Origin of the sequence: Enterobacter cloacae complex sp. S3, assembly GCF_014930495.1 — a bacterium.
Lineage (GTDB): Bacteria > Pseudomonadota > Gammaproteobacteria > Enterobacterales > Enterobacteriaceae > Enterobacter > Enterobacter asburiae_B.
This window is the reverse complement of record NZ_JADBRD010000028.1, coordinates 260724-283525: the sequence shown is the minus strand read 5'-3', so window position 1 is coordinate 283525 and position 22802 is coordinate 260724. Positions and strand designations below refer to the sequence as shown.

At 56.4% G+C, this 22802-nt stretch carries 26 protein-coding genes; 15 read left to right on the top strand and 11 right to left on the bottom strand.

Going from position 1 to position 22802, the window contains the following annotated elements; genetic code table 11:
• Nucleotides 1–32: 32 nt before the first annotated feature.
• From arsC to IM317_RS17285, 4 genes are all read right to left on the bottom strand, one after another.
• Nucleotides 33–464, bottom strand: a complete 432-nt coding sequence (gene arsC / locus IM317_RS17300; protein WP_033145037.1) for a glutaredoxin-dependent arsenate reductase — start codon at nucleotides 462–464, stop codon at nucleotides 33–35.
• Between the two features lie 12 nt (nucleotides 465–476).
• Entirely contained in the window at nucleotides 477–1766 is a 1290-nt protein-coding gene (locus IM317_RS17295) for an arsenic transporter (RefSeq protein WP_033145038.1), read from the bottom strand.
• Between the two features lie 40 nt (nucleotides 1767–1806).
• Complete coding sequence (locus IM317_RS17290) at nucleotides 1807–2127, bottom strand: metalloregulator ArsR/SmtB family transcription factor (RefSeq protein WP_033145039.1); 321 nt, start codon at nucleotides 2125–2127, stop codon at nucleotides 1807–1809.
• 254 nt (nucleotides 2128–2381) lie between these two features.
• Nucleotides 2382–4067 (bottom strand): aspartate:alanine antiporter, encoded by a 1686-nt coding sequence (locus IM317_RS17285; protein WP_014169303.1) that lies wholly within the window; start codon nucleotides 4065–4067, stop codon nucleotides 2382–2384.
• A gap of 273 nt (nucleotides 4068–4340) precedes the next feature.
• Between IM317_RS17285 and IM317_RS17280 the strand changes: the two genes are divergently transcribed.
• Nucleotides 4341–4715, top strand: a complete 375-nt coding sequence (locus tag IM317_RS17280; RefSeq protein WP_033145040.1) for an inner membrane protein YbjM — start codon at nucleotides 4341–4343, stop codon at nucleotides 4713–4715.
• 30 nt (nucleotides 4716–4745) lie between these two features.
• Here the strand turns inward: IM317_RS17280 and IM317_RS17275 are convergent, their stop codons facing one another.
• Nucleotides 4746–5015, bottom strand: a complete 270-nt coding sequence (locus tag IM317_RS17275; protein WP_006809455.1) for a GrxA family glutaredoxin — start codon at nucleotides 5013–5015, stop codon at nucleotides 4746–4748.
• 184 nt (nucleotides 5016–5199) lie between these two features.
• Here IM317_RS17275 and nfsA point away from each other — a divergent pair, with 184 nt between their 5' ends.
• The 11 genes from nfsA to IM317_RS17220 all read left to right on the top strand — a co-directional run bounded on the left by nfsA (nucleotide 5200) and on the right by IM317_RS17220 (nucleotide 16046).
• Nucleotides 5200–5922, top strand: a complete 723-nt coding sequence (gene nfsA / locus IM317_RS17270; RefSeq protein ID WP_033145041.1) for a nitroreductase NfsA — start codon at nucleotides 5200–5202, stop codon at nucleotides 5920–5922.
• 69 nt (nucleotides 5923–5991) lie between these two features.
• Nucleotides 5992–6894 (top strand): 30S ribosomal protein S6--L-glutamate ligase, encoded by a 903-nt coding sequence (rimK, locus tag IM317_RS17265; protein ID WP_033145042.1) that lies wholly within the window; start codon nucleotides 5992–5994, stop codon nucleotides 6892–6894.
• A gap of 188 nt (nucleotides 6895–7082) precedes the next feature.
• Nucleotides 7083–7559: a YbjN domain-containing protein gene (locus IM317_RS17260; protein WP_014169308.1), complete on the top strand. Its 477-nt coding sequence runs from the start codon at nucleotides 7083–7085 to the stop codon at nucleotides 7557–7559.
• Between the two features lie 351 nt (nucleotides 7560–7910).
• Entirely contained in the window at nucleotides 7911–9023 is a 1113-nt protein-coding gene (gene potF, locus IM317_RS17255; RefSeq protein WP_023335062.1) for a spermidine/putrescine ABC transporter substrate-binding protein PotF, read from the top strand.
• Nucleotides 9024–9166: 143 nt separating this feature from the next.
• Nucleotides 9167–10300, top strand: a complete 1134-nt coding sequence (gene potG / locus IM317_RS17250) for a putrescine ABC transporter ATP-binding subunit PotG (RefSeq protein ID WP_024907855.1) — start codon at nucleotides 9167–9169, stop codon at nucleotides 10298–10300.
• Between the two features lie 10 nt (nucleotides 10301–10310).
• Nucleotides 10311–11264 (top strand): putrescine ABC transporter permease PotH, encoded by a 954-nt coding sequence (gene potH / locus IM317_RS17245; RefSeq protein ID WP_033145043.1) that lies wholly within the window; start codon nucleotides 10311–10313, stop codon nucleotides 11262–11264.
• Nucleotides 11261–12106: a putrescine ABC transporter permease PotI gene (gene potI / locus IM317_RS17240; RefSeq protein ID WP_029739447.1), complete on the top strand. Its 846-nt coding sequence runs from the start codon at nucleotides 11261–11263 to the stop codon at nucleotides 12104–12106. Before potH ends, potI begins: the two co-directional genes overlap by 4 nt.
• A gap of 65 nt (nucleotides 12107–12171) precedes the next feature.
• Nucleotides 12172–12645 carry a YbjO family protein gene (locus IM317_RS17235; protein WP_023310935.1) on the top strand — a complete coding sequence of 158 codons (474 nt, stop codon included), beginning with the start codon at nucleotides 12172–12174 and terminating at the stop codon, nucleotides 12643–12645.
• A 40-nt stretch (nucleotides 12646–12685) separates the two neighbouring features.
• A complete protein-coding gene (rlmC, locus tag IM317_RS17230; protein ID WP_033145044.1) occupies nucleotides 12686–13813 on the top strand; it encodes a 23S rRNA (uracil(747)-C(5))-methyltransferase RlmC in 1128 nt (375 codons plus the stop codon).
• A 72-nt stretch (nucleotides 13814–13885) separates the two neighbouring features.
• Complete coding sequence (locus IM317_RS17225) at nucleotides 13886–14593, top strand: response regulator transcription factor (RefSeq protein ID WP_033145045.1); 708 nt, start codon at nucleotides 13886–13888, stop codon at nucleotides 14591–14593.
• On the top strand, nucleotides 14577–16046 hold the full coding sequence (locus IM317_RS17220) for an ATP-binding protein (protein WP_033145046.1): 1470 nt from the start codon (nucleotides 14577–14579) through the stop codon (nucleotides 16044–16046). Before IM317_RS17225 ends, IM317_RS17220 begins: the two co-directional genes overlap by 17 nt.
• Before the next feature lie 80 nt (nucleotides 16047–16126).
• Here IM317_RS17220 and artJ read toward each other — a convergent pair whose 3' ends face one another.
• From artJ to IM317_RS17190, 6 genes are all read right to left on the bottom strand, one after another.
• Complete coding sequence (artJ, locus tag IM317_RS17215; protein WP_033145047.1) at nucleotides 16127–16858, bottom strand: arginine ABC transporter substrate-binding protein ArtJ; 732 nt, start codon at nucleotides 16856–16858, stop codon at nucleotides 16127–16129.
• 195 nt (nucleotides 16859–17053) lie between these two features.
• Nucleotides 17054–17722 carry an arginine ABC transporter permease ArtM gene (artM, locus tag IM317_RS17210; RefSeq protein WP_033145048.1) on the bottom strand — a complete coding sequence of 223 codons (669 nt, stop codon included), beginning with the start codon at nucleotides 17720–17722 and terminating at the stop codon, nucleotides 17054–17056.
• On the bottom strand, nucleotides 17722–18438 hold the full coding sequence (artQ, locus tag IM317_RS17205; RefSeq protein WP_023310941.1) for an arginine ABC transporter permease ArtQ: 717 nt from the start codon (nucleotides 18436–18438) through the stop codon (nucleotides 17722–17724). The genes artM and artQ overlap by 1 nt, the downstream gene beginning before the upstream one ends.
• A gap of 6 nt (nucleotides 18439–18444) precedes the next feature.
• Nucleotides 18445–19176 carry an arginine ABC transporter substrate-binding protein ArtI gene (artI, locus tag IM317_RS17200; protein ID WP_033145049.1) on the bottom strand — a complete coding sequence of 244 codons (732 nt, stop codon included), beginning with the start codon at nucleotides 19174–19176 and terminating at the stop codon, nucleotides 18445–18447.
• A gap of 19 nt (nucleotides 19177–19195) precedes the next feature.
• Entirely contained in the window at nucleotides 19196–19924 is a 729-nt protein-coding gene (gene artP / locus IM317_RS17195; protein WP_023310942.1) for an arginine ABC transporter ATP-binding protein ArtP, read from the bottom strand.
• Nucleotides 19925–20150: 226 nt separating this feature from the next.
• Nucleotides 20151–20669 carry a lipoprotein gene (locus tag IM317_RS17190; RefSeq protein WP_033145050.1) on the bottom strand — a complete coding sequence of 173 codons (519 nt, stop codon included), beginning with the start codon at nucleotides 20667–20669 and terminating at the stop codon, nucleotides 20151–20153.
• Between the two features lie 97 nt (nucleotides 20670–20766).
• Here IM317_RS17190 and IM317_RS17185 point away from each other — a divergent pair, with 97 nt between their 5' ends.
• The 3 genes from IM317_RS17185 to IM317_RS17175 all read left to right on the top strand — a co-directional run bounded on the left by IM317_RS17185 (nucleotide 20767) and on the right by IM317_RS17175 (nucleotide 22801).
• On the top strand, nucleotides 20767–21090 hold the full coding sequence (locus IM317_RS17185; RefSeq protein WP_023310944.1) for a heavy metal-binding domain-containing protein: 324 nt from the start codon (nucleotides 20767–20769) through the stop codon (nucleotides 21088–21090).
• Entirely contained in the window at nucleotides 21087–21917 is an 831-nt protein-coding gene (locus IM317_RS17180) for an N-acetylmuramoyl-L-alanine amidase (RefSeq protein ID WP_033145051.1), read from the top strand. The genes IM317_RS17185 and IM317_RS17180 overlap by 4 nt, the downstream gene beginning before the upstream one ends.
• 260 nt (nucleotides 21918–22177) lie before the next feature.
• Complete coding sequence (locus tag IM317_RS17175; protein WP_033145052.1) at nucleotides 22178–22801, top strand: helix-turn-helix domain-containing protein; 624 nt, start codon at nucleotides 22178–22180, stop codon at nucleotides 22799–22801.
• Nucleotide 22802: the final 1 nt, after the last annotated feature.

Below are 22802 nucleotides of genomic sequence, written 5' to 3'. Positions count from 1 at the left end.
CTGGAAGGCCTTACTGAGCCATTATCAACGGGTTACTTTGGCGAGATTTTTTTGCCGCTGGCGTCCACGACGGCTTCGCCATCCTCTTTCGTAAACGCCCCTTTCTGCGCATCCGGCAGGATGTCGAGGACGACTTCAGACGGTCGGCACAGGCGGGTACCCAGCGGCGTCACCACGATCGGACGATTAATCAGGATCGGGTGCTGCAGCATAAAATCAATAAGCTGGTCGTCGGTGAACTTATCGTCGGCAAAGCCGAGCTGTTCATAGGGCTCCACGTTTTTACGCAGCAGATCCCGCACTGAAATGCCCATCTCGGCAATCAGGGTGGTCAGCTTATCGCGCGACGGCGGGGTTTCCAGATAAAGGATAATCTCTGGCTCCGTGCCGCTGTTGCGGATCATCTCCAGCGTGTTGCGCGAGGTTCCGCAGGCCGGGTTGTGATAAATGGTGATGTGGCTCATATCAGTGGCTCATTACAGTGTGAAGGAGAGACGTAGCGCCAGCGCGGCGAGCGTCACAAACAGGACCGGCAGCGTCATAACGATGCCCGTCCGGAAATAGTAGCCCCAGGTGATCGTCATGTTTTTCTGCGCCAGCACGTGGAGCCAGAGCAGGGTGGCGAGGCTGCCGATAGGCGTGATTTTCGGCCCCAGATCGCAGCCAATCACGTTGGCGTAAATCATCGCTTCCTTGATTAGTCCTGTCGCTGTACTGCCCTCGATGGAGAGCGCGCCAATCAGCACCGTGGGCATATTGTTCATTATGGATGACAGAAACGCGGTGATGAACCCGGTTCCCAGCGTGGTGGCCCACAGCCCGTGTCCGGCCAGGCTATCCAGTACGCCTGTGAGAGAGTCCGTCAGCCCGGCATTGCGCAGGCCATACACCACCAGATACATCCCCAGCGAAAAGATAACGATCTGCCACGGCGCGCCGCGCAGCACTTTTCCGGTGTTTATCGCATGTCCGCGTTTTGCGACAGCGAATAAAATCAGCGCGCCGACGGTCGCGATGGCGCTGACCGGAATGCCGAGAGGTTCAAGCACAAAGAAACCGACGAGAAGCAGCAGCAGGACGATCCAGCCCGTTCTGAACGTCGGGAGGTCGTGAATGGCCCGCGCGGGCTCGCGGAGTTTTGCAAGGTCATATTCCGGGGGGATTTCCTTGCGAAAGAACAGATGCAGCATCACCAGCGTTGCGGCAATCGCGGCGATATCTACCGGGATCATCACCGAGGCGTACTCGCTGAACCCCAGCTTAAAGAAGTCTGCCGACACGATGTTGACCAGGTTTGACACAATCAGCGGCAGGCTGGCGGTGTCGGCGATAAAACCTGCTGCCATCACAAACGCCAGCGTGGCCTGCTTGCTGAACCCCAGCGCCAGAAGCATGGCGATGACGATAGGGGTCAGGATCAGCGCCGCACCGTCATTGGCAAACAGCGCCGCCACGGCTGCGCCCAGCAGCACGATATACGTAAACAGCAATCGCCCGCGACCGTTCCCCCAGCGGGCAACGTGCAGCGCCGCCCACTCGAAAAAGCCGGACTCATCCAGCAGCAGGCTGATGATGATGACGGCAATGAACGTTGCCGTGGCGTTCCAGACGATATTCCACACCACAGGTATATCGTTAATGTGAATCACGCCGCTGGCCAGCGCCAGCACGGCGCCAATGCTGGCGCTCCAGCCGATACTGAGCCCTTTGGGCTGCCAGATGACCAGTACCAGCGTAAACAGAAAAATAGCCCCTGCCAGAAACATCTTCTACTCCGTTATATCTGTTTTTGTGAATGTGTTTTGCCTAGCACGAGCCTGAGAGTCGGTTTTTAAGCTTCATGCGCGTCTCGTCCCGCAGGCAGTTCCAGCTGTTGTCGATAACGGTTGCCGCCCATGCAGGCATGTTGGGAGACAAACGGTAATAGACCCACTTCCCCTCGCGACGGTCGATAACCAGCCCGGACTCGCGCAGCAACGCCATGTGGCGGGAGACTTTAGGCTGCGACTCGGTGGTTGCGGAGCAGAGATCGCATACGCACAGCTCGCCCGCTTCGCGGAGCAGCATGACGATGGCGAGCCGCGTTTCGTCGGAGAGAGTTTTGAAGAGCTGGAGTGGGTGGAGCATGGGCGTTCCTGCAGGTGGAATGATTTATATATGTTTAATCATATATGTTTTGATTGCAGGATAGAAGCGGAGATGAGCGGTACGGGAATTTCAGGCAACAAAAAACCCATCAACCTTGAACCAAAACGGCGGGGTTGATGGGCTCCACAAATTGGGGACATCAAAGAAAAGCAGTGGCACTAGTTATGACTGCCCCCTGATAAAAAAGTTCTGCGCGTAACGAAAATAATTTTCCCCGCGCGCAAACTTAGGAGTTATCCGAGTCCAGGCCAGATGATGATGATCAGCGTACCCGCCAGCGTGAGCAGCACGTTAGCGATAGCGTACGTGCCCGCATACCCCAGCGCCGGGATGTTGCTGCGCGCGGTATCGCTGATGATTTCCATGGCCGGCGCACAGGTACGCGCGCCCATCATTGCCCCGAAGAGCAGGGCGCGGTTCATGCGCAGCACGTAGGCGCCGAACAGGAAGCAGATCACCACCGGCACCAGGCTAACGATAAGTCCGGAAACCAGCATCTGCCAGCCAACGGCGCCCAGGCTGTGGCCGATACCGCTTCCCGCGCTTAAGCCGACGCCTGCCATAAAGACCATCAGACCGAACTCTTTCACCATGTTCAGCGCGCCCTGCGGAATGTAGCCGAAGGTCGGGTGGTTGGCTCGCAGGAAGCCCAGCATGATCCCGGCAAACAGCAGCCCGGCGGCGTTACCGATGCCGAAGCTAAAGTTGCTGAACTGGAAGGTGATCATCCCGATCATCAGGCCAACGATAAAGAAGGCGCAGAAGGCCAGCAGGTCGGTGACCTGGCTGTGAATGGAGATAAAGCCGATGCGGTCGGCAACGGTTTTCACGCGTCGCGCGTCGCCGCTGACCTGCAGAACGTCGCCTTTGTTGAGCACGACGTTATCGTCGATAGGCATCTCAATCTGGCTGCGGATCACGCGGTTGAGGAAGCAGCCGTGGTCGGTCAGCTTCAGCTGTGCCAGACGGCGGCCAACGGCGTTATGGTTTTTCACCACGATCTCTTCGGTGACGATACGCATGTCGAGCAGATCGCGATCGAACACCTCTTTGCCGTTACGGAAGCTCGGGTCGAGACGGGCGTGGGCGTCCGGATAACCCACCAGCGCGATGTCGTCGCCCATCTGCAGCACCGCGTCGCCGTCCGGGTTCGCCAGAATGCCGTTGCGGCGGATACGTTCGATATAGCAGCCCGTCTGGCGGTAAATCCCCAGCTCGCGCAGGTTTTTGCCGTCAGCCCATGCCACCAGCTCTGGACCGACGCGATAGGCGCGGATCACCGGGAGATAGACTTTACGTTTGGAATCGGTATCGAGACCGCGCTCGCGCGCGATTTGCTGGGCGCTGGTCTGCAGATCCTGGTGCTGAAGTTTTGGCAGGTAGCGCGCGCCGACGATCAGGCTCACCAGACCAATGAGATAGGTCAGGGCATAGCCCAGGCTCAGGTGGTCGAGGGCGGTAGAAAGCTGCGCGCCGGCCATGCCGGAATGGCGCAGGGTATCACCGGCACCCACGAGCACGGGGGTGGAGGTCATGGAGCCTGCCAGCATACCGGCCGTTAACCCGATATCCCAGCCAAACAGTTTACCCAGTCCTAACGCGATCAGCAGCGCGCTGCCGACCATCACCAGCGCCAGCATCAGATAATTTTTGCCGTCGCGGAAGAAAATTGAAAAAAAGTTCGGTCCCGCTTCCACGCCAACACAAAAAATAAACAGCATAAAGCCTAAGTTGAGCGCGTCCGTGTTAATGCTGAAGTGCTGCTGGCCTAATAATAAGGAGACGACTAAAACGCCAATGGAATTACCAAGTTGAACTGAACCCAGGCGCAATTTACCCAGGCAGAGGCCCAGCGCCAGTACCACAAATAATAACAGGATGTAATTCCCATTTAACAAGTCTGCGACGTTTATATTCACGGAGGCTAACTTCTTGTTTACCAGTAAGTTGTTGAATGAAAGGACTATTTGGGCTACTGTTTTCTGAGCCAGGGAACGTGTTCAACCCTCCCTGTTACCTAATTTATTCCCTAAAACATTAGCTGGCCGATAGTTTAATCGTATTAGCTACTGACAGCTACCTATTATCGCATCACCCTGTGCGTACTTTGGCAAGGATTGCCGCATTGCTTTATCTGACTGGGCGTCTACCCGACGAAGGTGTATTTGATAGAGATAAGTCAGGAGGATAGTTTGAACATTAAACGAAACTGGGCGGGGGTGATCAGCTGCTTTTTGCTGTTTACCGTCGTGTGCATGTCGCTCGCTTTTAATGTGAAGGGGGCATTCAGGGCTGCCGGACACCCGGAGCTGGGGCTGCTCTTTTTTACCCTGCCGGGAGCGGCAGCCAGTTTTCTTTCCCGTAAAGGGGAGGTGGTCAAGCCGCTTATTGGCGCAATGCTGGCGGCACCGCTGTGTCTGCTGCTGATGCGCATGCTGTATGTATCAACGCGAAGTTTCTGGCAGGAGATGGCGTGGTTGCTGAGCGGCGTCTTCTGGTGCGCCCTCGGCGCGCTGTGCTATTTGTTTGTATGCAGCCTGATTAAGCATCGACGGCACCACAAATAAAAACGCCCTCCGGGTGAGGGCGTCTTCGCATTACTGGGCGGCAAACAGGCCCAGATGCTCTTTGGCGTAAGCTTCAAAGTCAGTGCAACCGCCGATGTGTTTCTGATCGAGGAAGATCTGCGGTACGGTTTCAACCGGCTTACCGACGGTTTTTTCGAGATCCGCTTTGGTGATGCCTTCCGCGTGGATGTCCACGTAGCGGAAGTTGAAGTCATCGCGCTCTTCGGTCAGTTTCTCAGCCAGCTCTTTCGCGCGCACACAGTAAGGGCACCCTGGACGACCAAAAATTACTGCAAACATTTCTCTCTCCTCAAAAAACAAGCCTGACGGCGAATAGGACATATAGTGCCCGATAACCTGCCGCCATTAAAGAAGGTTTCGCCTGTCGCTTTGATACAGTAAGGCTATGTTTCGCCAATTACACCGCGCAAATCATTGCCTATACTGGCTGCCATAAGGTTTAAGCAAGACAAAGAGAGACAAGATGACGCCAACCATAGACCTGCTCACATCCCACCGTTCCATTCGCCACTTCACCGACGAGCCGATTACCGAGGCGCAGCGCGAAGCGATTATTAACAGCGCCAGGGCGACCTCCAGCTCCAGCTTTCTGCAGTGCAGCTCGATTATCCGCATTACCGACCCGGCCATGCGTGAACAGCTGGTCGCGCTGACCGGCGGACAGAAGCATGTGGCCCAGGCCGCGGAGTTCTGGGTGTTCTGCGCCGACTTTAACCGCCACCTGCAGATCTGCCCTGAGGCCGAGCTGGGGCTGGCCGAACAGCTGCTGCTGGGCGTGGTGGATACCGCGCTGATGGCGCAAAACGCCTTTACGGCGGCGGAGTCGCTGGGATTAGGTGGCGTCTACATCGGCGGCCTGCGTAACAACATTGAAAGCGTGACCGAGCTGCTGAAGCTGCCAAAACACGTCCTGCCGCTGTTCGGCCTGTGCCTCGGCTGGCCTGCGGATAACCCGGATCTGAAGCCGCGTATTCCTGCCGCCATGCTGGTGCACGAAAACCACTACCAGCCGGTCGATCAGGACGTCCTGAATCAATATGATGAAGAGCTGGCGAACTACTACCTGACGCGCGGCAGCAATAACCGTCGCGATACCTGGACTGACCATATTCGTCGCACCATCATTAAAGAAAACCGCCCGTTTATTCTTGATTACCTGCACAAACAGGGCTGGGCGACGCGATAGTCCATTCCGCCTGCGCCTGCCTGCGTATATGATATGCAGGCTTTTTCCATGTCTTCAGAGAGGTGCAGGGTGAAAATTGCCATATTGTCCCGGGATGGAACGCTCTATTCATGTAAGCGCCTGCGAGATGCGGCGGCGAAACGCGGGCATCAGGTTGAGATCCTCGACCCGATGTCCTGCTATATGAACATTGACCCGGCCGCCTCGTCGATTCACTACAAAGGCCGCAAGCTGCCGCACTTTGATGCGGTGATCCCCCGCATCGGCTCCCAGATCACCTATTACGGCACCGCCGCGCTGCGCCAGTTCGAGATGTTGGGCAGCTATCCGCTCAACGAATCCGTCGCCATTTCGCGCGCCCGCGACAAGCTGCGCTCGCTGCAGCTCCTCGCCCGTCAGGGGATCGATCTCCCCGTCACGGGGATTGCCCATTCACCGGACGACACCAGCGATCTTATCGACATGGTGGGCGGCGCGCCTTTGGTCATCAAGCTGGTGGAAGGCACGCAGGGCATTGGCGTGGTGCTGGCTGAAACGCGTCAGGCGGCGGAGAGCGTGATTGATGCCTTTCGGGGTCTCAATGCGCACATCCTGGTGCAGGAGTACATCGAAGAGGCGAAAGGGCGCGATATTCGCTGCTTCGTGGTCGGCAATGAAGTGGTGGCGGCCATTGAGCGCCAGGCGAAAGAGGGCGATTTCCGCTCTAACCTTCACCGCGGCGGCGTGGCGCGGGTAGCTGATATTAGCGATCGCGAACGGGAAATTGCCGTCAAAGCGGCGCAAACCCTGGGGCTGGACGTGGCGGGCGTAGACCTTCTGCGGGCGACGCGCGGGCCGCTGGTCATGGAGGTGAACGCTTCGCCGGGGCTGGAAGGCGTAGAAAAAACCACAGGTGTCGATATTGCAGGTAAAATGATCGCATGGATCGAGCGTCATGCCACGCCAGGCTACTGTCTGAAAACGGGCGGTTAAATGGTATTGAACGCACTTTTTGCGTAATCTATACCCTAAATAATTCGAGTTGCAGGAAGGCGGCAAGGGAGTGAATCCCCTGGAGCTTACATTAGTAAGTGACTGGGGTGAACGAGCGCAGCCAACGCACATGCAACTTGAAGTATGACGGGTATATGCGAAGTTTTTAATTAAGAGGCTGCACAGCGATGGATTTACAGGTCGTACCTACACTGGATACGTTACGTCAATGGCTTGATGATGCCGGAATTACGTTCTTCGAATGCGATTCCTGCCAGGCGCTGCATCTGCCTCATATGCAGAATTTCGACGGCATTTTCGATGCCAAAATCGATCTCATTAACGACGTGATCCTTTTCTCCGCGCTGGCCGAAGTGAAGCCCTCCGCGCTGCTGGCGCTGGCCTCCGACCTGTCAGCGATCAACGCCAGTTCTTTGACGGTGAAAGCATTTCTCGACATACAGGATGATAATCTGCCAAAACTGGTCGTTTGCCAGTCTTTATTCTCCGGTGCCGGGCTGTCGTTCAAGCAGTTCTCCTGGTTTATGCGCTTGAGCGAAGAGCAAATTTCCATGGTCATGATGGAAGCCAATGCACACCATCTGCTGTATAGCGCGGAAGATGATGCAGAGAATAATGATGCATCTCCCAATTTTCTTCACTGAACCTGTCTGACTTTTGCGCAGTCGCTGCCGTAGCGGCTGCAGAAGGCCATTTTTTCTGCTGCTTTTAACCTTTCTTTAAAGAATTTTTCACCTCCCTGAAGGCCGTTTCGGCTTATCACGTAGACATAACCTGCATAAAAAATTGATAAAAGGCGTTTTTTCGTCTGGGCTATAGCCGGAGACACGGGCTACAGTTATTCTTGCGATGCTTAAAAAAGCGAGCGGAAGCTGCCGGGTAAAGAGGTTTCTTTTTATTTTGGGCAGAGCGACAAACTATGCATGATTATTGCATATCTTCAGATTGCACAGTTTTAGTTCGTTTGTTAACGAGCTTTCAGAAGGAATAAAGATATGATCGCCTTGAATAAAAAATGGTTATCGGGTCTGGTTGCGGGTGCTCTGATGGCCGTCTCTGCCGGCACGCTCGCTGCGGAACAAAAAACGCTGCACGTTTACAACTGGTCTGACTATATCGCGCCGGACACGGTGGCGAATTTTGAAAAAGAGACCGGCATTAAAGTGGTCTACGACGTGTTCGATTCCAACGAAGTGCTGGAAGGAAAACTGATGGCGGGCAGCACCGGGTTTGATCTCGTGGTGCCTTCCGCAAGCTTCCTCGAGCGCCAGCTGACGGCAGGCGTCTTCCAGCCGCTGGACAAGAGCAAGTTACCGAACTGGAAAAACCTCGATCCGGAAGTGCTGAAGCTGGTGGCGAAGCATGACCCGGACAACAAATACGCCATGCCTTACCTGTGGGCGACCACCGGTATCGGCTACAACGTGGATAAAGTCAAAGCGGTGCTGGGGCCGGACGTCAAGCTGGACAGCTGGGACGTGGTGCTGAAGCCGGAAAACCTGGAGAAGCTGAAAAGCTGCGGCGTCTCCTTCCTCGATGCGCCGGAAGAGATTTTCGCCACCGTGCTGAACTACCTGGGCAAAGACCCGAACAGCAGTAAAGCCGATGATTACACCGGCCCGGCGACCGATCTGCTGCTGAAGCTGCGTCCAAACATTCGTTACTTCCACTCGTCTCAGTACATTAATGACCTGGCGAACGGCGATATCTGCGTCGCGATCGGCTGGGCAGGGGACGTGTGGCAGGCGGCTAACCGCGCGAAAGAGGCGAAAAACGGCGTGAACGTCTCTTACTTCATTCCGAAAGAGGGGGCGCTGGCCTTCTTCGACGTCTTCGCGATGCCGGCTGATGCGAAGAACAAAGACGAAGCCTATCAGTTCCTCAACTACCTGATGCGTCCTGAGGTGATCGCCCACATCAGCGACCACGTTTACTACGCGAACGGTAACAAGGCCTCCGTGCCGCTGGTAAGCGAAGAAATCCGTAACAACCCGGCTATCTATCCGCCAGCGGATGTGTTCGCCAAGCTCTTCACCCTGAAAGTTCAGGATCCAAAAATTGACCGCGTGCGTACCCGCGCGTGGACCAAGGTGAAAAGCGGTAAATAACGGCGTTGGGTATTGTTGCCCGGTGGCGCTGTCGCCTACCGGGCCTGTACAACCCGTAGGCCGGGCAAGCGTTAGCGCCGCCCGGCGATGCGCACCCTGACGGTGCGTTTGCACCAGTACTGATCTATGCCGGAGAACACCCCGTGAATGACGCGATCCCCCGCCCGCAGGCGAAAGTCCGTAAAGCGCTGACCCCGCTTCTTGAAATTCGTAACCTCACCAAATCTTTCGATGGCCAGCATGCCGTGGACGACGTCAGCCTGACTATCTATAAAGGCGAAATTTTTGCCCTTCTGGGGGCTTCTGGCTGCGGTAAATCGACCCTGCTGCGTATGCTGGCCGGTTTTGAACAGCCCACCGCCGGGCAAATCATGCTCGATGGTGTGGATCTCTCCAGCGTGCCACCGTATCAGCGCCCGATTAACATGATGTTCCAGTCCTACGCGCTCTTTCCGCACATGACGGTGGAGCAGAACATCGCCTTTGGCCTAAAGCAGGACAAGCTGCCGAAGGCCGAAATTACCGCGCGCGTGGCCGAGATGCTGAGCCTGGTGCACATGCAGGAGTTCGCGAAGCGTAAGCCGCACCAGCTCTCCGGCGGCCAGCGCCAGCGCGTGGCCCTGGCCCGCAGTCTGGCAAAACGCCCGAAATTATTGTTGCTCGATGAGCCGATGGGCGCTCTGGATAAAAAACTGCGCGACCGTATGCAGCTCGAAGTGGTGGATATCCTCGAGCGCGTGGGGGTGACCTGCGTGATGGTGACCCACGACCAGGAAGAAGCGATGACCATGGCCGGACGCATCGCGATCATGAACCGCGGGAAGTTCGTGCAGATTGGCGAGCCGGAAGAGATTTATGAGCACCCGACCACCCGCTACAGCGCGGAGTTTATCGGCTCGGTCAACGTCTTCGAAGGGCTGCTGAAAGATCGTCAGGAGGATGGCCTGGTCATCGAATCGCCGGGGCTGCAGCATCCGCTTAAGGTCGATCCGGATAACTCCGTGGTGGATAACGTGCCGGTCTACGTCGCGCTGCGTCCGGAGAAGATCATGCTCTGTGAGGATCCGCCTGCCGATGGCTATAATTTTGCCGTGGGCGAAGTGGTGCACATTGCCTACCTGGGCGATCTGTCTATCTACCACGTGCGGCTGAAAAGCGGGCAGATGCTCAGCGCGCAGCTACAGAACGAACATCGCTACCGCAAGGGGCAGCCAACATGGGGTGACGAAGTGCGCCTGTGCTGGGATGCTGACAGTTGCGTCGTGCTGACGGTATAAGGAGCGGCAAATGAGTGCACTTGAACCTCCAGCTCGCGCAGAAAAGCCGGGCGGTTTTGCCCAGTGGCTAACGCGCTTGCAGATGAACCACGGCCGCAAGCTGGTGATTGCCATGCCGTATGTGTGGCTGATCCTGCTGTTCCTGCTGCCGTTCCTGATTGTTTTCAAGATAAGCCTGGCGGAAATGGCGCGGGCGATCCCGCCTTACACCAACCTGCTGGACTGGGCCGACGGGCAGCTGACGCTGACGCTTAATCTCGGCAACTTCCTGCAGCTCACCGACGATCCGCTCTATTTCGAAGCCTATCTGCAGTCGCTGCAGGTGGCGGCGATCTCGACGCTCTGCTGTCTGGTGATGGGCTACCCGCTGGCGTGGGCGGTGGCGCACAGCAAACCGTCGACGCGCAACATCCTGCTGCTGCTGGTGATCCTGCCGTCGTGGACCTCGTTCCTGATCCGCGTTTACGCCTGGATGGGGATCCTGAAAAACAACGGCGTGCTGAATAACTTTCTCATGTGGCTCGGGGTTATCGATCAGCCTCTGACGATCCTGCACACCAACCTCGCGGTCTATATCGGCATTGTGTACGCCTATCTGCCGTTCATGGTGCTGCCGATCTATACGGCGCTTACGCGCATTGATTACTCGCTGGTGGAAGCGTCGCTCGATCTCGGCGCCCGTCCGTTAAAAACCTTCTTCAGCGTCATTGTTCCGCTGACCAAAGGCGGCATTATCGCCGGGTCAATGCTGGTCTTTATCCCGGCGGTAGGGGAGTTTGTGATCCCGGAACTGCTCGGCGGCCCTGACAGCATCATGATTGGCCGCGTGCTGTGGCAGGAGTTCTTCAATAACCGCGACTGGCCGGTGGCCTCGGCGGTGGCGATCGTGATGCTCCTGCTGCTGATCGTGCCGATTATGTGGTTCCACAAGCATCAGCAGAAACAGATGGGAGATCACGGATGAACAACTTACCGGTAGTGCGCTCCCCGTGGCGAATTGCGATCCTCGTTATCGGCTTTACCTTCCTGTATGCGCCGATGCTGATGCTGGTGATCTACTCGTTCAACAGCTCTAAGCTGGTAACGGTCTGGGCGGGCTGGTCGACGCGCTGGTACAGCGAGCTGTTCCACGACGATGCGATGATGAGCGCGGTGGGGCTGAGTCTGACCATTGCTGCCCTTGCGGCGACAATGGCGTCGGTGCTGGGCACGATCGCCGCGCTGGTGATGGTGCGATTCGGGCGTTTTCGTGGCTCAAACGGGTTCGCCTTTATGATCACCGCGCCGCTGGTCATGCCGGACGTGATCACCGGTCTCGCGCTGCTGTTGCTGTTCGTGGCCCTGGCGCACGCCATCGGCTGGCCGGCGGATCGCGGCATGCTCACCATCTGGCTGGCGCACGTCACCTTCTGTACGGCCTACGTGGCGGTTGTAATCTCCTCGCGCATGCGCGAGCTGGATCGCTCCATTGAAGAGGCGGCGATGGATCTTGGCGCGACGCCGCTGAAGGTCTTTTTCATCATTACCCTGCCGATGATTATGCCGGCGGTGATCTCCGGCTGGCTGCTGGCGTTTACGCTGTCGCTGGACGATCTGGTTATCGCCAGCTTTGTCTCCGGACCGGGCGCGACGACGCTGCCTATGCTGGTCTTCTCCAGCGTGCGCATGGGAGTCAACCCGGAGATCAACGCCCTGGCTTCCATCATCCTCGGCGTGGTCGGAATTGTCGGATTTATCGCCTGGTATTTGATGGCGCGCGCGGAAAAACAGCGCGTGCGCGATATCCAGCGTGCAAGACGCGGCTGAAGGATTTAAAATTTCCAGTGAAGTGCCGCGCATGACGCGGCACTGTTTTTCAGGGAAGTAAAACATTGGGATTATTAAAAAAATCACGTACTACGCACGCGCGTCCTAACGTACCTGCTCTGGTTCAGGTGGCGGCGCTCGCCATTATTATGATCCGCTGCCTGGACGTGCTAATGATTCTGAACACCCTGGGCGTGCGCGGCATCGGTGAATTCATTCACCGCAGCGTGCAGACGTGGAATCTGACGCTGGTCTTTTTGAGCAGCCTGGTGCTGGTGTTTATCGAGATCTACTGCGCGTTTTCGCTGGTCAAAGGGCGCAACTGGGCGCGCTGGGTCTATCTGCTGACGCAAATTACCGCCGCCAGCTATCTGTGGGCCGCCTCGCTGGGATACGGTTACCCGGAGCTGTTCAGCATTGCCGGGGAATCCAAACGCGAGATCCTGCGCGCGCTGTTTATGCAAAAACTTCCGGATATGCTGGTGCTCTGTCTACTCTTCGTTCCGGCCTCAAGCCGGCGGTTCTTCCGCCTGCAATAATGTGTATAATCGCAGCCCTCGTGATTCTTAAGGTTTTCATATGCAGTGCGCACTCTATGACGCCGGACGCTGCCGCTCCTGTCAGTGGATAGAACAGCCGGTCTCTCAACAACTCACCGCCAAAATGGCCGACCTGCAACAGCTGCTGGCAGCACACGCGGTGGGCGAGTGGTGCGCACCCGTCAGTGGCCCGGAGCTGGGCTTTCGTAATAAGGCCAAAATGGTGGTCAGCGGCAGCGTTGAAAAACCGCTGCTGGGAATGCTGCACCGCGACGGCACACCGGAAGACCTGACCGGCTGCCCGCTGTATCCCGCCTCGTTTGAACCCGTCTTTGCCGCGCTGAAACCGTTTATCGCGCGTGCAGGATTAACGCCTTACAGCGTCGCCCGCAGGCGCGGCGAGCTGAAATACCTTCTGCTGACGGAAAGCCAACTCGACGGCGGCATGATGCTGCGCTTCGTGCTGCGCTCGGAAGCCAAGCTGGAGCAGCTGCGCGCGGCGCTGCCGTGGTTGCAGGAACAGCTGCCGCAGCTGAAGGTCATTACCGCAAATATTCAGCCGGTGCATATGGCGATCATGGAAGGGGAGAAAGAGATTTTCTTCACCGACCAGCACGCGCTGGCCGAAAGCTTCAACGGCGTGCCGCTGTGGATCCGCCCGCAAAGCTTCTTCCAGACCAACCCGACCGTGGCAAGCAGCCTGTACGCCACCGCCCGCGACTGGGTTCGTGCGTTAAACGTCCATCATATGTGGGATCTCTTCTGCGGCGTGGGCGGCTTTGGTCTGCACTGCGCCACGCCAGAGATGCAGCTCACCGGCATTGAGATCTCTGCCGAAGCGATTGCCTGCGCGAAACAGTCCGCCGCCGGGCTGGGGTTAACGAATCTGCACTTCCAGGCGCTGGATTCCACGCAGTTTGCGACCGGCCAGGGCAACGTGCCGGAGCTGGTGCTGGTCAACCCGCCGCGCCGCGGCATCGGCAAGGCGCTGTGCGACTACCTGAGCCAGATGGCACCCGAGTACATCGTCTATTCCAGCTGTAAAGCCCAGACCATGGCGAAAGACATCGCCAGCCTGCCGGGCTACCGCATTGAACGCGTTCAGCTTTTCGATATGTTCCCGCATACCGCGCATTACGAAGTGCTGACGTTGCTCGTGAAATCTTAAACAAAATGTGAACTCTTCCCCCGCTCGAAATCAGGTAAGCTTACGTCATAAGAGATGAATAAAGGCTTACCCATGAAGCAGATCCTGCTGGTGGAAGACGACCACGATATCGCGGCGCTTCTGCGACTCAATTTAGAAGACGAAGGCTACGCCATCACCCACGAGCCCGACGGGGGCAAGGCCTTACTGCGTCTTGAAAAACAGCCGTGGGATGCGGTGATCCTCGACCTGATGCTGCCCAGCGTTGACGGTCTGGAGATTTGCCGCCGCATCCGTCAGATGACGCGCTACCTGCCGGTGATCATCATCAGCGCCCGCAGCAGCGAGACCGACCGCATTACCGGGCTGGAAACCGGCGCCGATGATTATCTGGCTAAGCCGTTCTCGGTGCAGGAACTGATTGCGCGCATCAAAGCGCTGTTCCGCCGCCAGCAGGCGATGGGGCAGGCGCAAACCGACGGTCAAATTCAGGCCCACGGTCTGACCATCGATCCGCTGGCGCGCAGCGTGCTGCTTCACGGCCAGGTGGTGGATCTCACCCCGCGTGAATTCGAGCTGCTGTACTTCTTTGCCCGTCATCCCGGCGAGGTCTTTTCGCGTCTGGCGCTGCTGGAGCAGGTCTGGGGCTATCAGCACGAAGGCTATGAGCATACGGTTAACACCCATATCAACCGCCTGCGCATCAAGATTGAGAAGGACGCCGCCGAGCCGGAGATAATTCGCACCGTCTGGGGCAAGGGCTATAAATTTGCGGAGCCAAATCATGATGCGCCGCTTTAGCCTGGGCCAGCGCCTGACGCTGCTATTTATCCTGCTGATGATGCTCTGCGCCACCGTCGCCTGTGCGGTACAGCTCTACACCAGTACGCAGTACGGCAACGCGATGGTGCAGCGGCTGTCGGGCGGGCTGGCACAGCAGATAGTCCTGCGTGAACCGATTCTTAACGCGCAGGGCAGGGTCGACCGAACGGCGCTCAAGCCGCTGTTCGATCGGCTGATGACCTTTAATCCGAGTGTTGAGCTGTACGTTGTCTCCCCGGACGGCGATATCCTGGCCGATGCCGCACCGCCGGGCCACATTCAGCGGCAAAAAATCGATCTGGCCCCGGTTCAGACCTTCCTGAGCGGTACCGCCATACCGGTCCTGGGCGACGATCCTCGCAGTCAAAATAAAAAGGTTTTTAGCGCCACGCCGCTGCGGCAGGACGGCGAGCTTAAGGGCTATCTGTACATTATTTTGCAGGGCGAAGAGTCAAACGCCCTGGCGGAAATGGCCTGGCATAAGGCGCTGTGGAGCACGGTGCTGTGGTCATTGCTGTGGGTCGCGCTGTTTGGCCTGCTGGCAGGTTTACTGGTCTGGTACTGGGTCACGCGCCCGGTAAAACTGCTGACGGTGGAGGTCGCCGGGCTGGAGCAGGACAGCATCAGCGCTATCAGACAGCTGGCGGCGCAGCCGTCGGACGCGGCGGCCAAGGATGAAGTGGCGATCCTGCGCAACAGCTTTATCGAGCTGGCGCGCAAAATCACCCGCCAGTGGGACCAGCTGGCCGACAGCGATCGCCAGCGCCGGGAGTTTATCGCCAACATTTCGCACGATCTCCGTACGCCGCTGACCTCGCTGCTGGGCTATCTGGAAACCCTGTCGCTAAAATCCGCCACGCTGACGCCGCAGGAGCACCAGCAGTATCTCGCCACCGCGCTGCGTCAGGGGCAAAAAGTCCGTCATCTATCGCAGCAGCTGTTCGAGCTGGCGCGCCTTGAGCACGGCGGCATTAAGCCGCAGCGCGAGCGTTTCGCGATGGGGGAGTTGATTTCCGACGTGGCGCAGAAGTTTGAGCTCACCGCCCGCACGCGCGAAGTGAATCTGCATATTGACGTGCCGGGACCGCTGCCGCTGATTAACGCCGACGTGTCGATGATCGAACGCGTGGTGACCAACCTGCTCGATAACGCGATGCGCCATACGCCATCTGGCGGGGAAATTCGTCTGGCGGTCTGGCAGGAGAATGAACGGCTTCAGGTCGAAGTGGCTGACAGCGGAACGGGCGTGGATGCCTCGCTGCGCGACGATCTGTTCCAGCGGCCATCGGCGTTGAACACCCAGGCATCGCGGGAGAATCGCGGCGGACTGGGGCTGTTAATCGTGAAACGTATGCTGGAGCTGCACGGCGGTGGGATCAGGCTGATGGAGTCGGTGAGCGGGGCGCGGTTCAGGTTCTTTGTGCCACTGTGAGAGAGTGCCGGGTGGCGGCTTCGTCTTACCCGGCCTACAGACTACCACCCCCGTAGGCCGGGCCACCCGGCAAAAAAATCTTACTGCGGGAACCACTGGTCGCTGATTTTCTGATACGTACCGTCAGCTTTAATCGCTTTCAGCGCGCCGTTCAGTTTTTCCAGCAGGGCCTTGTTATCCGGACGTACCGCGATGCCCAGACCCGTGCCGAAGTACTGCGGATCAGTCACTTTCTCGGTTGCGGTGCCCAGCTGCGGATTGGTTTTCAGCCATTCGTTCACCACGGCGGTATCGCCGAACACGCCGTCGATACGGCCATTTTTCAGGTCGATAATCGCGTTCTGGTAGCTGTCATAAGCCACGGTTTTCACTTCAGGATGTTTGTCCTGGAGGTATTTCTGGTGCGTGGTGCCGTTTTCCATCCCGATGCGTTTGCCTTTCAGCTGATCGAAAGAGGTATAGGCGCCTTTCTTCGCAATCACGACCGCCGAGTTGGCGTAGTACGGGTCGGTAAACGCAACCTGCTTGCTGCGCTCAGGCGTGATGTCCATCCCGGAGATCACCGCGTCGTATTTTTTGAATTTCAGCGACGGGATCAGGCTGTCGAAGGCATGGTTGGTAAAGGTGCAGTCGGCCTGCATTTGTTTGCACAGCGCTTTCGCCAGGTCAATGTCGAAGCCCACGATCTGGTTGCTGGCATCCAGCGATTCAAACGGCGGATAGGTGGCGGACACGCCAAAATTGATTTTATCAGCTGCGGATGCGCCAGCGGCGAAGGTGGCGAGCAATGCGGCCAGAACTAACTTTTTCATTGTAATACTCCCGTCTGTCTTATTTATGCGCCGTGTCTGCGGCATGGATGTACAATGCCATTTAATGAATTTATATGCAATAAAAATGATTAAATATTATTTTTATGGCAAAAAAAAGCGGATAACCAGAAAGTTACCCGCATTGATTAATCACATTTATGCACTTCTTGCCGTGTGGCGCTGCGCTTACCCGGCCTACGATCTGCGCTCAAACGCCAGCGCTTTACGCTCGATCAGGCGCATCATCAGCGTCAACAGGCCGTTAACCACCAGGTAAACCACGCCTGCCGCGCCGAACACCATCACGTCATAGGTGCGCCCATAGAGCAGCTGTCCGTGACCCATCACCTCCATCAGGGTGATGGTGTAGGCCAGAGAGGTACTTTTGAACACCAGCACCACTTCGTTGGAGTAAGAGGATAGCGCGCGCTTAAAGGCGTACGGCAGCAGGATCGCCAGCGTGTCCTTCTTGCTCATGCCCAGCGCTCCGCAGGACTGCCATTGTCCTTCCGGAATGGCGCGGATCGCCCCGTAGAACAGCTGGGTGGTATAGGCCGCACTGTTCAGCGAAAGGGCAATCAGGGCACACAGCCACGGTTCAGAAAGCAGATGCCAGATAACCGGATACTCCTGCAGCGACGGGAACTGGCCCGGGCCGTAGTAAATCAGGAAGATCTGCACCAGCAGCGGCGTACCGGTAAACAGGGTGATGTAGCCGCGCACAATCCACACCAGCACCGGCGTTTTCAGCGTCAGGATGATGGTGAAGATAAGGGCCAGGATCAGCGCCACGATAATGGACGCCACGGTCAGCGTCAGGCTGGTGTGCAGCCCTTTCATCAGCTCGGGGAAATATTCAAGCATCAGCCTGGTCTCCGTTCAAAGCGCGTCGCACGCAGGTCAATACGCTTGAGGATGTACTGACTGAGCAACGTGATCACCAGGTAGATAGCCGCCGCCACAATGTACCAGGTAAAAGGCTCCTGCGTACGGGTGGCGATGCTTTTGGTTTGCAGCATCAAATCGTTAACGCTGATCAGGCTCACCAGCGCGGTATCTTTCAGCAGCACCAGCCACTGGTTGCCGAGGCCCGGCAGGGCATGGCGCCACATCTGCGGCATGACCAGACGGAAGAAGATCGCTGATTTCGACAGGCCTAACGCCTGACCCGACTCCCATTGACCCTGCGGCACGGCTTTCAGCGCACCGCGCAGGGTTTGCGACGCGTACGCGGAGTAGAGCAGGGAGAGGGCAATCACGCCGCACAGGAACGGGCTGACGTCGAAGTTTTCAATCTGCATCTGCACCGGGATCTGCGCAAAGCCAAGATTGATCGTAAAACCGTCCGACAGCGTCAGCAGCAGCTGTGAGGAGCCGAAATAGATAAACAGGACCACCAGAATTTCCGGAAGCCCACGCAGCACGGTGACCAGCGCGGAGCCTGTCCAGGCGACGGGGAACCATTTCGCGGATTCCCACACCGCAAAGAACATCGCCAGCACGAGGCCGATAATCAGTGCGCAAACGGCAAGGCCGACGGTCATCCCGGCGGCGCTTGCTAAAGGAAAAATTTCATTCATCAGGAATTACTTCTGGAACCATTTTTTGTAGATGGTTTCGTAGGTGCCGTCTTTCTTCACTTTTTCCAGCGCAGCGTTGAATTTCTGCTGCAGCTCAGTGTTGCCCTGACGAACGGCAATCCCCAGACCGGTACCGAAGTAATCCTTATCGGTCACTTTGTCGCCCACTGGCGCCAGTTTATCGTTGGCTTTCAGCCACTCGGTTACGACCGCGGTATCACCAAATACGCCGTCGATACGGCCATTTTGCAGATCCAGCTTCGCGTTCTGGTAGCTGTCATACGGAACGGTAGTGATTTCCGGATGTTTATCCATGATGAATTTCTGGTGCGTGGTGCCGTTCTGCACGCCAACTTTTTTGCCTTTCAGCTGATCGACAGAGGTGAATTTCCCTTTCTGACCAATGAACAGGGCGGAGTTGTCGTAGTAAGGCGTAGAGAACAGAACCTGCTTTTCACGCTCCGGGGTGATGTCCATACCGGCCATCACGGCGTCGATACGGCGGAACTTCAGGCTTGGAATCAGGCTGTCGAACGCCTGGTTGCTGAAGGTACAGGTCGCGTCGATCTCTTTACACAGGGCGTTAGCCAGGTCCACGTCGAAGCCAACAATTTTGTTGTTCGCATCAATGGACTCAAACGGAGGGTAAGAGGCTTCCGTGGCGAAACGAATGGTCTGAGCTGCGGTAGCGGAAAGGGTAACGCCAGCAAGCAGCACGGCAAGTAATACTTTTTTCATTATATTTCCCCTGACACAATCAATGAGATAAATAGTTTTTGAAGGCATCGGTTTGCGGGTTCGCGAAGCAGCTCGCATCACCTTGCTCAACGATATACCCGTTTTCCATGTAGACCACACGGCTGGCGGTTTTACGCGCCACTTCCACTTCGTGGGTGACGATAACCTGCGTAATATTGGTTTCCGCCAGCTCGCGAATGATGCTGACGATCTGGGCGGTAATTTCCGGGTCCAGCGCCGCGGTTGGCTCATCAAACAGCAATACCGCAGGCTCCATCATCAGCGCGCGGGCAATGGCTACGCGCTGCTGCTGACCACCGGAAAGGTGCAGCGGATAGCGGTCGCTGTAGGGCTTAAGGCGCAGACGATCCAGCAGCTTTTCAGCGCGCGCGATCGCCTGATCCTTGCTTAACCCCAGCACGCGGCACGGCGCTTCAATCAGGTTTTGCAGGACGGTCAGATGCGGCCAGAGATTGTATTGCTGGAAGACCATGCCGACGTTTTGACGCAGTTCGCGAATCGCTTTATCAGACGGCGTTTTCGCGAAGTCAAAATGGTTACCGGCAATTGCCAGCGTACCTGAACGGGGCATTTCAAGCAGATTAAGGACGCGCAGAAGGGAGCTTTTGCCTGCACCGCTTGGGCCAAGCAAAACCAGCGTTTCGCCTTCCGGGCAGTTCAGCGTGATGTCAAACAGCGCCTGGTGTGCGCCGTAGAAGCAGTTAATGCCGTTTAGTTTAATACTCATCGGGGCAGTCTTTACTCATCCAGGCAATCTATAGCAATTGAGGCCGCAGATAGTACCGTTGACAGAATAGTTATGCAATATTTATGCGTTAAAAGTTAAATATAACCCGTGTTTCCTCTTAAACATAGCACAAAATAGCGAACGGTAAGGTCGGCGAGAATAAATGTCGGCATTCCGCATGAAATGCCGCACATTTTACGGGGGTTACCGGGTTGTATCGGCGGGTTTAGCGATTCTCAATCGACTGGCGCAGCGTGCCTGCCGGGGCATGAACGCTGCCGCCAACGTAGCGCACGTCGTCTACCGCCCAGCACTGTCCTTCACGGATCATCAGCACTTCATCCTGCCAGGTTTGGGTTCCCTGCGTCAGCTTAACGCGCAGCGGAATATTACGCGCATCCGTGTTCGGGATGGTTGACGCGCTGGCTACTTCGGCGCTGTCCGGCAGCGTGGTGCGGCTGGAGAACGGATCGGATTTCAGCAGGGCGTTATGCTGCGGATCGCGGGTAGCGTCGTTAAGCAGTTTTGCCAGACCGTCGCTCAGATACGGGCGCAGGCCGATGAGATCGTTGCTGCGGTGCTGAATGCGATAATCATAGAACTGCTGCGCCACGGCGTCCGGGCCGCCCTCAATGCAAGGGCCGCTGCGGGTACCGATATCCTTAAAGGCTGGCGTGACCGTGGTGGTACAGGCGCTGAGCACCAGCGCGCAGGGCACCAAAAGTGTTAAAGCAGAATAGCGCATGTTGATTTCCTTATTTATTAACTATCCTTTCAATCATAGCGTAACGAACCGATAATGCTGTGCCTAAGGCATTGAACGCTAAAGAAGGAGAGAAACCATGCAGTTTTCAACAACGCCAACCCTGGAAGGGCAGACAATAACCGAGTATTGCGGTGTGGTTACCGGCGAAGCCATTCTCGGCGCCAATATCTTCCGTGACTTTTTTGCCGGTATCCGCGATATCGTTGGCGGCCGCTCGGGCGCATACGAAAAAGAGCTGCGTAAAGCGCGCGAAATCGCCTTTAAAGAGCTTGGCGAGCAGGCGGAAGCCCTCGGCGCTGATGCGGTTGTGGGGATTGATATCGACTACGAAACGGTCGGGAAAGATGCCAGCATGCTGATGGTGAGCGTAAGCGGTACGGCGGTGAAAACCCTCCGATGACGCGTTCGTTTGCCACGCTCCTGCTGGCGCTGCTGCTGGCAGGGTGTGCCACGGAAAAAGGGATTATCGACAAAGGCGCCTACGAGCTGGACACGCGTCATCAGGCGCAGGCGGCTTACCCGCGCATCAAGGTGCTGGTGATCCACTACACCGCAGATGACTTTGACAGCTCGCTGGCCACGCTGACGGATAAGAACGTCAGCTCTCACTATTTGATCCCGGCTAAACCCCCGGCACCGGACGGTAAGCCGCGTATCTGGCAGCTGGTGCCCGAAAGCGAACTGGCCTGGCATGCGGGCATCAGCTTCTGGCGCGGCACCAACCGGATTAACGATACGTCTGTCGGCATTGAGCTGGAGAACCGCGGCTGGCAAAAAACGTCGGGCGTTAAGCATTTTACGCCGTTTGAGCCTGCGCAAATTGCGGCGCTGGTTCCGCTCGCCAAAGACATTATTGCCCGCTACAACATCAGACCTGAAAATGTGGTGGCCCATTCGGACATCGCCCCGCAGCGCAAAGACGATCCCGGCCCGCTGTTCCCGTGGCGTGAGCTGGCGCAGCAGGGGATTGGTGCATGGCCCGACCCGGCGCGGGTGGCGTTTTACCTGAACGGCAAGTCGCGCGATGAGCTCGTGGAGCCGAAGGTGCTGCTCGATCTGCTGGCGCGCTACGGCTATGAGGTGACCGATAACATGACGAATGCGCAGCAGAAGCGCGTTATCGTCGCGTTTCAGATGCATTTTCGCCCGGCGCGCTGGGACGGCGTGGCCGATCGCGAAACGCTGGCTATCGCGGAGGCGCTGCTGGAGCGCTACGGGCAGGGGTAATCCTTCGGGTTACCCGACTTCACCTTTATAGGGTCTTCTTTTGGACTGATTTTTAAATCACATTCACGGCGTAAATGTTTTATAGTTTCCTCAGTCGAAATTACTCGCAAACGTGGTTGACAATATATCAGCACGACAAATAAGAAATACGGATGTTCTAAGGTCTTAGCTTTACTTTACATTTGTTAAATGGACTACGCATTTATGCGCTGTGATTGCACACGTTCACCTTTTTCAATTTAATATTAATAGGTATAACAATGTTAAGTATCTACAGTAAAAATAGCCGTCCACAAGCAGAACTTGACGCCCTTATCGCGGCAACTGAAGGTTTTGAAGAAAGAACCTTACGCAAATGGCAGCGTATCAGTACCGATAACAACGAAGATATTCATTTTATCGTGAGCGGTGAAGTTGAATTCCGCCGCGAGTCGGATGAACTGTGTATGTTCACCTTACAGAATAAATGTATTTTTGGTCTCTCCTCTATTTATTACAACTCAACGCATATGTACGGCCTGGTTCGTGCCAATACCGTGGTGCGCACCATTAAAAAAGATGATTTTGTCCGTCTGATAAGCGAAAAAAACCTGTGGGAAGCCTTGAGTAAAGTCCTCTCCTGGTACGTTTGCCTGCTCAGCAAGCGTGACGAAGTGCTGGTGGCCCGCAGCGCGTACTCGATTGTTCGCGAGTTCTTGCTGGAAATTAACGAACTGATTGTGCACCATCAGCGCGATATCAATATTTATGACTATATTCAGGAATATACCAGCCTGGCCCGCAGTACCATTATTAAAATCCTAGCCGACCTGAAAAAAGGTAATTATATTCAGGTTGAGAAAGGCCGCCTTATGTATTTATCAGTATTGCCAGAGAAATATTAAT

Excerpts from the sequence above, each read along its gene's own strand:
- artJ (WP_033145047.1), bottom strand. The coding sequence starts at position 16,858 with ATGAAAAAGTTAGTTCTGGCCGCATTGCTCGCCACCTTCGCCGCTGGC.
- artQ (WP_023310941.1), bottom strand. The coding sequence starts at position 18,438 with ATGAATGAAATTTTTCCTTTAGCAAGCGCCGCCGGGATGACCGTCGGC.
- potI (WP_029739447.1), top strand. The coding sequence starts at position 11,261 with ATGAACAACTTACCGGTAGTGCGCTCCCCGTGGCGAATTGCGATCCTC.
- artI (WP_033145049.1), bottom strand. The coding sequence starts at position 19,176 with ATGAAAAAAGTATTACTTGCCGTGCTGCTTGCTGGCGTTACCCTTTCC.
- IM317_RS17290 (WP_033145039.1), bottom strand. The coding sequence starts at position 2,127 with ATGCTCCACCCACTCCAGCTCTTCAAAACTCTCTCCGACGAAACGCGG.
- IM317_RS17190 (WP_033145050.1), bottom strand. The coding sequence starts at position 20,669 with ATGCGCTATTCTGCTTTAACACTTTTGGTGCCCTGCGCGCTGGTGCTC.
- IM317_RS17175 (WP_033145052.1), top strand. The coding sequence starts at position 22,178 with ATGTTAAGTATCTACAGTAAAAATAGCCGTCCACAAGCAGAACTTGAC.
- arsC (WP_033145037.1), bottom strand. The coding sequence starts at position 464 with ATGAGCCACATCACCATTTATCACAACCCGGCCTGCGGAACCTCGCGC.
- artP (WP_023310942.1), bottom strand. The coding sequence starts at position 19,924 with ATGAGTATTAAACTAAACGGCATTAACTGCTTCTACGGCGCACACCAG.
- potH (WP_033145043.1), top strand. The coding sequence starts at position 10,311 with ATGAGTGCACTTGAACCTCCAGCTCGCGCAGAAAAGCCGGGCGGTTTT.
- IM317_RS17260 (WP_014169308.1), top strand. The coding sequence starts at position 7,083 with ATGGATTTACAGGTCGTACCTACACTGGATACGTTACGTCAATGGCTT.
- IM317_RS17180 (WP_033145051.1), top strand. The coding sequence starts at position 21,087 with ATGACGCGTTCGTTTGCCACGCTCCTGCTGGCGCTGCTGCTGGCAGGG.
- IM317_RS17275 (WP_006809455.1), bottom strand. The coding sequence starts at position 5,015 with ATGTTTGCAGTAATTTTTGGTCGTCCAGGGTGCCCTTACTGTGTGCGC.
- artM (WP_033145048.1), bottom strand. The coding sequence starts at position 17,722 with ATGCTTGAATATTTCCCCGAGCTGATGAAAGGGCTGCACACCAGCCTG.
- IM317_RS17185 (WP_023310944.1), top strand. The coding sequence starts at position 20,767 with ATGCAGTTTTCAACAACGCCAACCCTGGAAGGGCAGACAATAACCGAG.
- IM317_RS17295 (WP_033145038.1), bottom strand. The coding sequence starts at position 1,766 with ATGTTTCTGGCAGGGGCTATTTTTCTGTTTACGCTGGTACTGGTCATC.
- nfsA (WP_033145041.1), top strand. The coding sequence starts at position 5,200 with ATGACGCCAACCATAGACCTGCTCACATCCCACCGTTCCATTCGCCAC.
- IM317_RS17220 (WP_033145046.1), top strand. The coding sequence starts at position 14,577 with ATGATGCGCCGCTTTAGCCTGGGCCAGCGCCTGACGCTGCTATTTATC.
- IM317_RS17225 (WP_033145045.1), top strand. The coding sequence starts at position 13,886 with ATGAAGCAGATCCTGCTGGTGGAAGACGACCACGATATCGCGGCGCTT.
- rlmC (WP_033145044.1), top strand. The coding sequence starts at position 12,686 with ATGCAGTGCGCACTCTATGACGCCGGACGCTGCCGCTCCTGTCAGTGG.
- potF (WP_023335062.1), top strand. The coding sequence starts at position 7,911 with ATGATCGCCTTGAATAAAAAATGGTTATCGGGTCTGGTTGCGGGTGCT.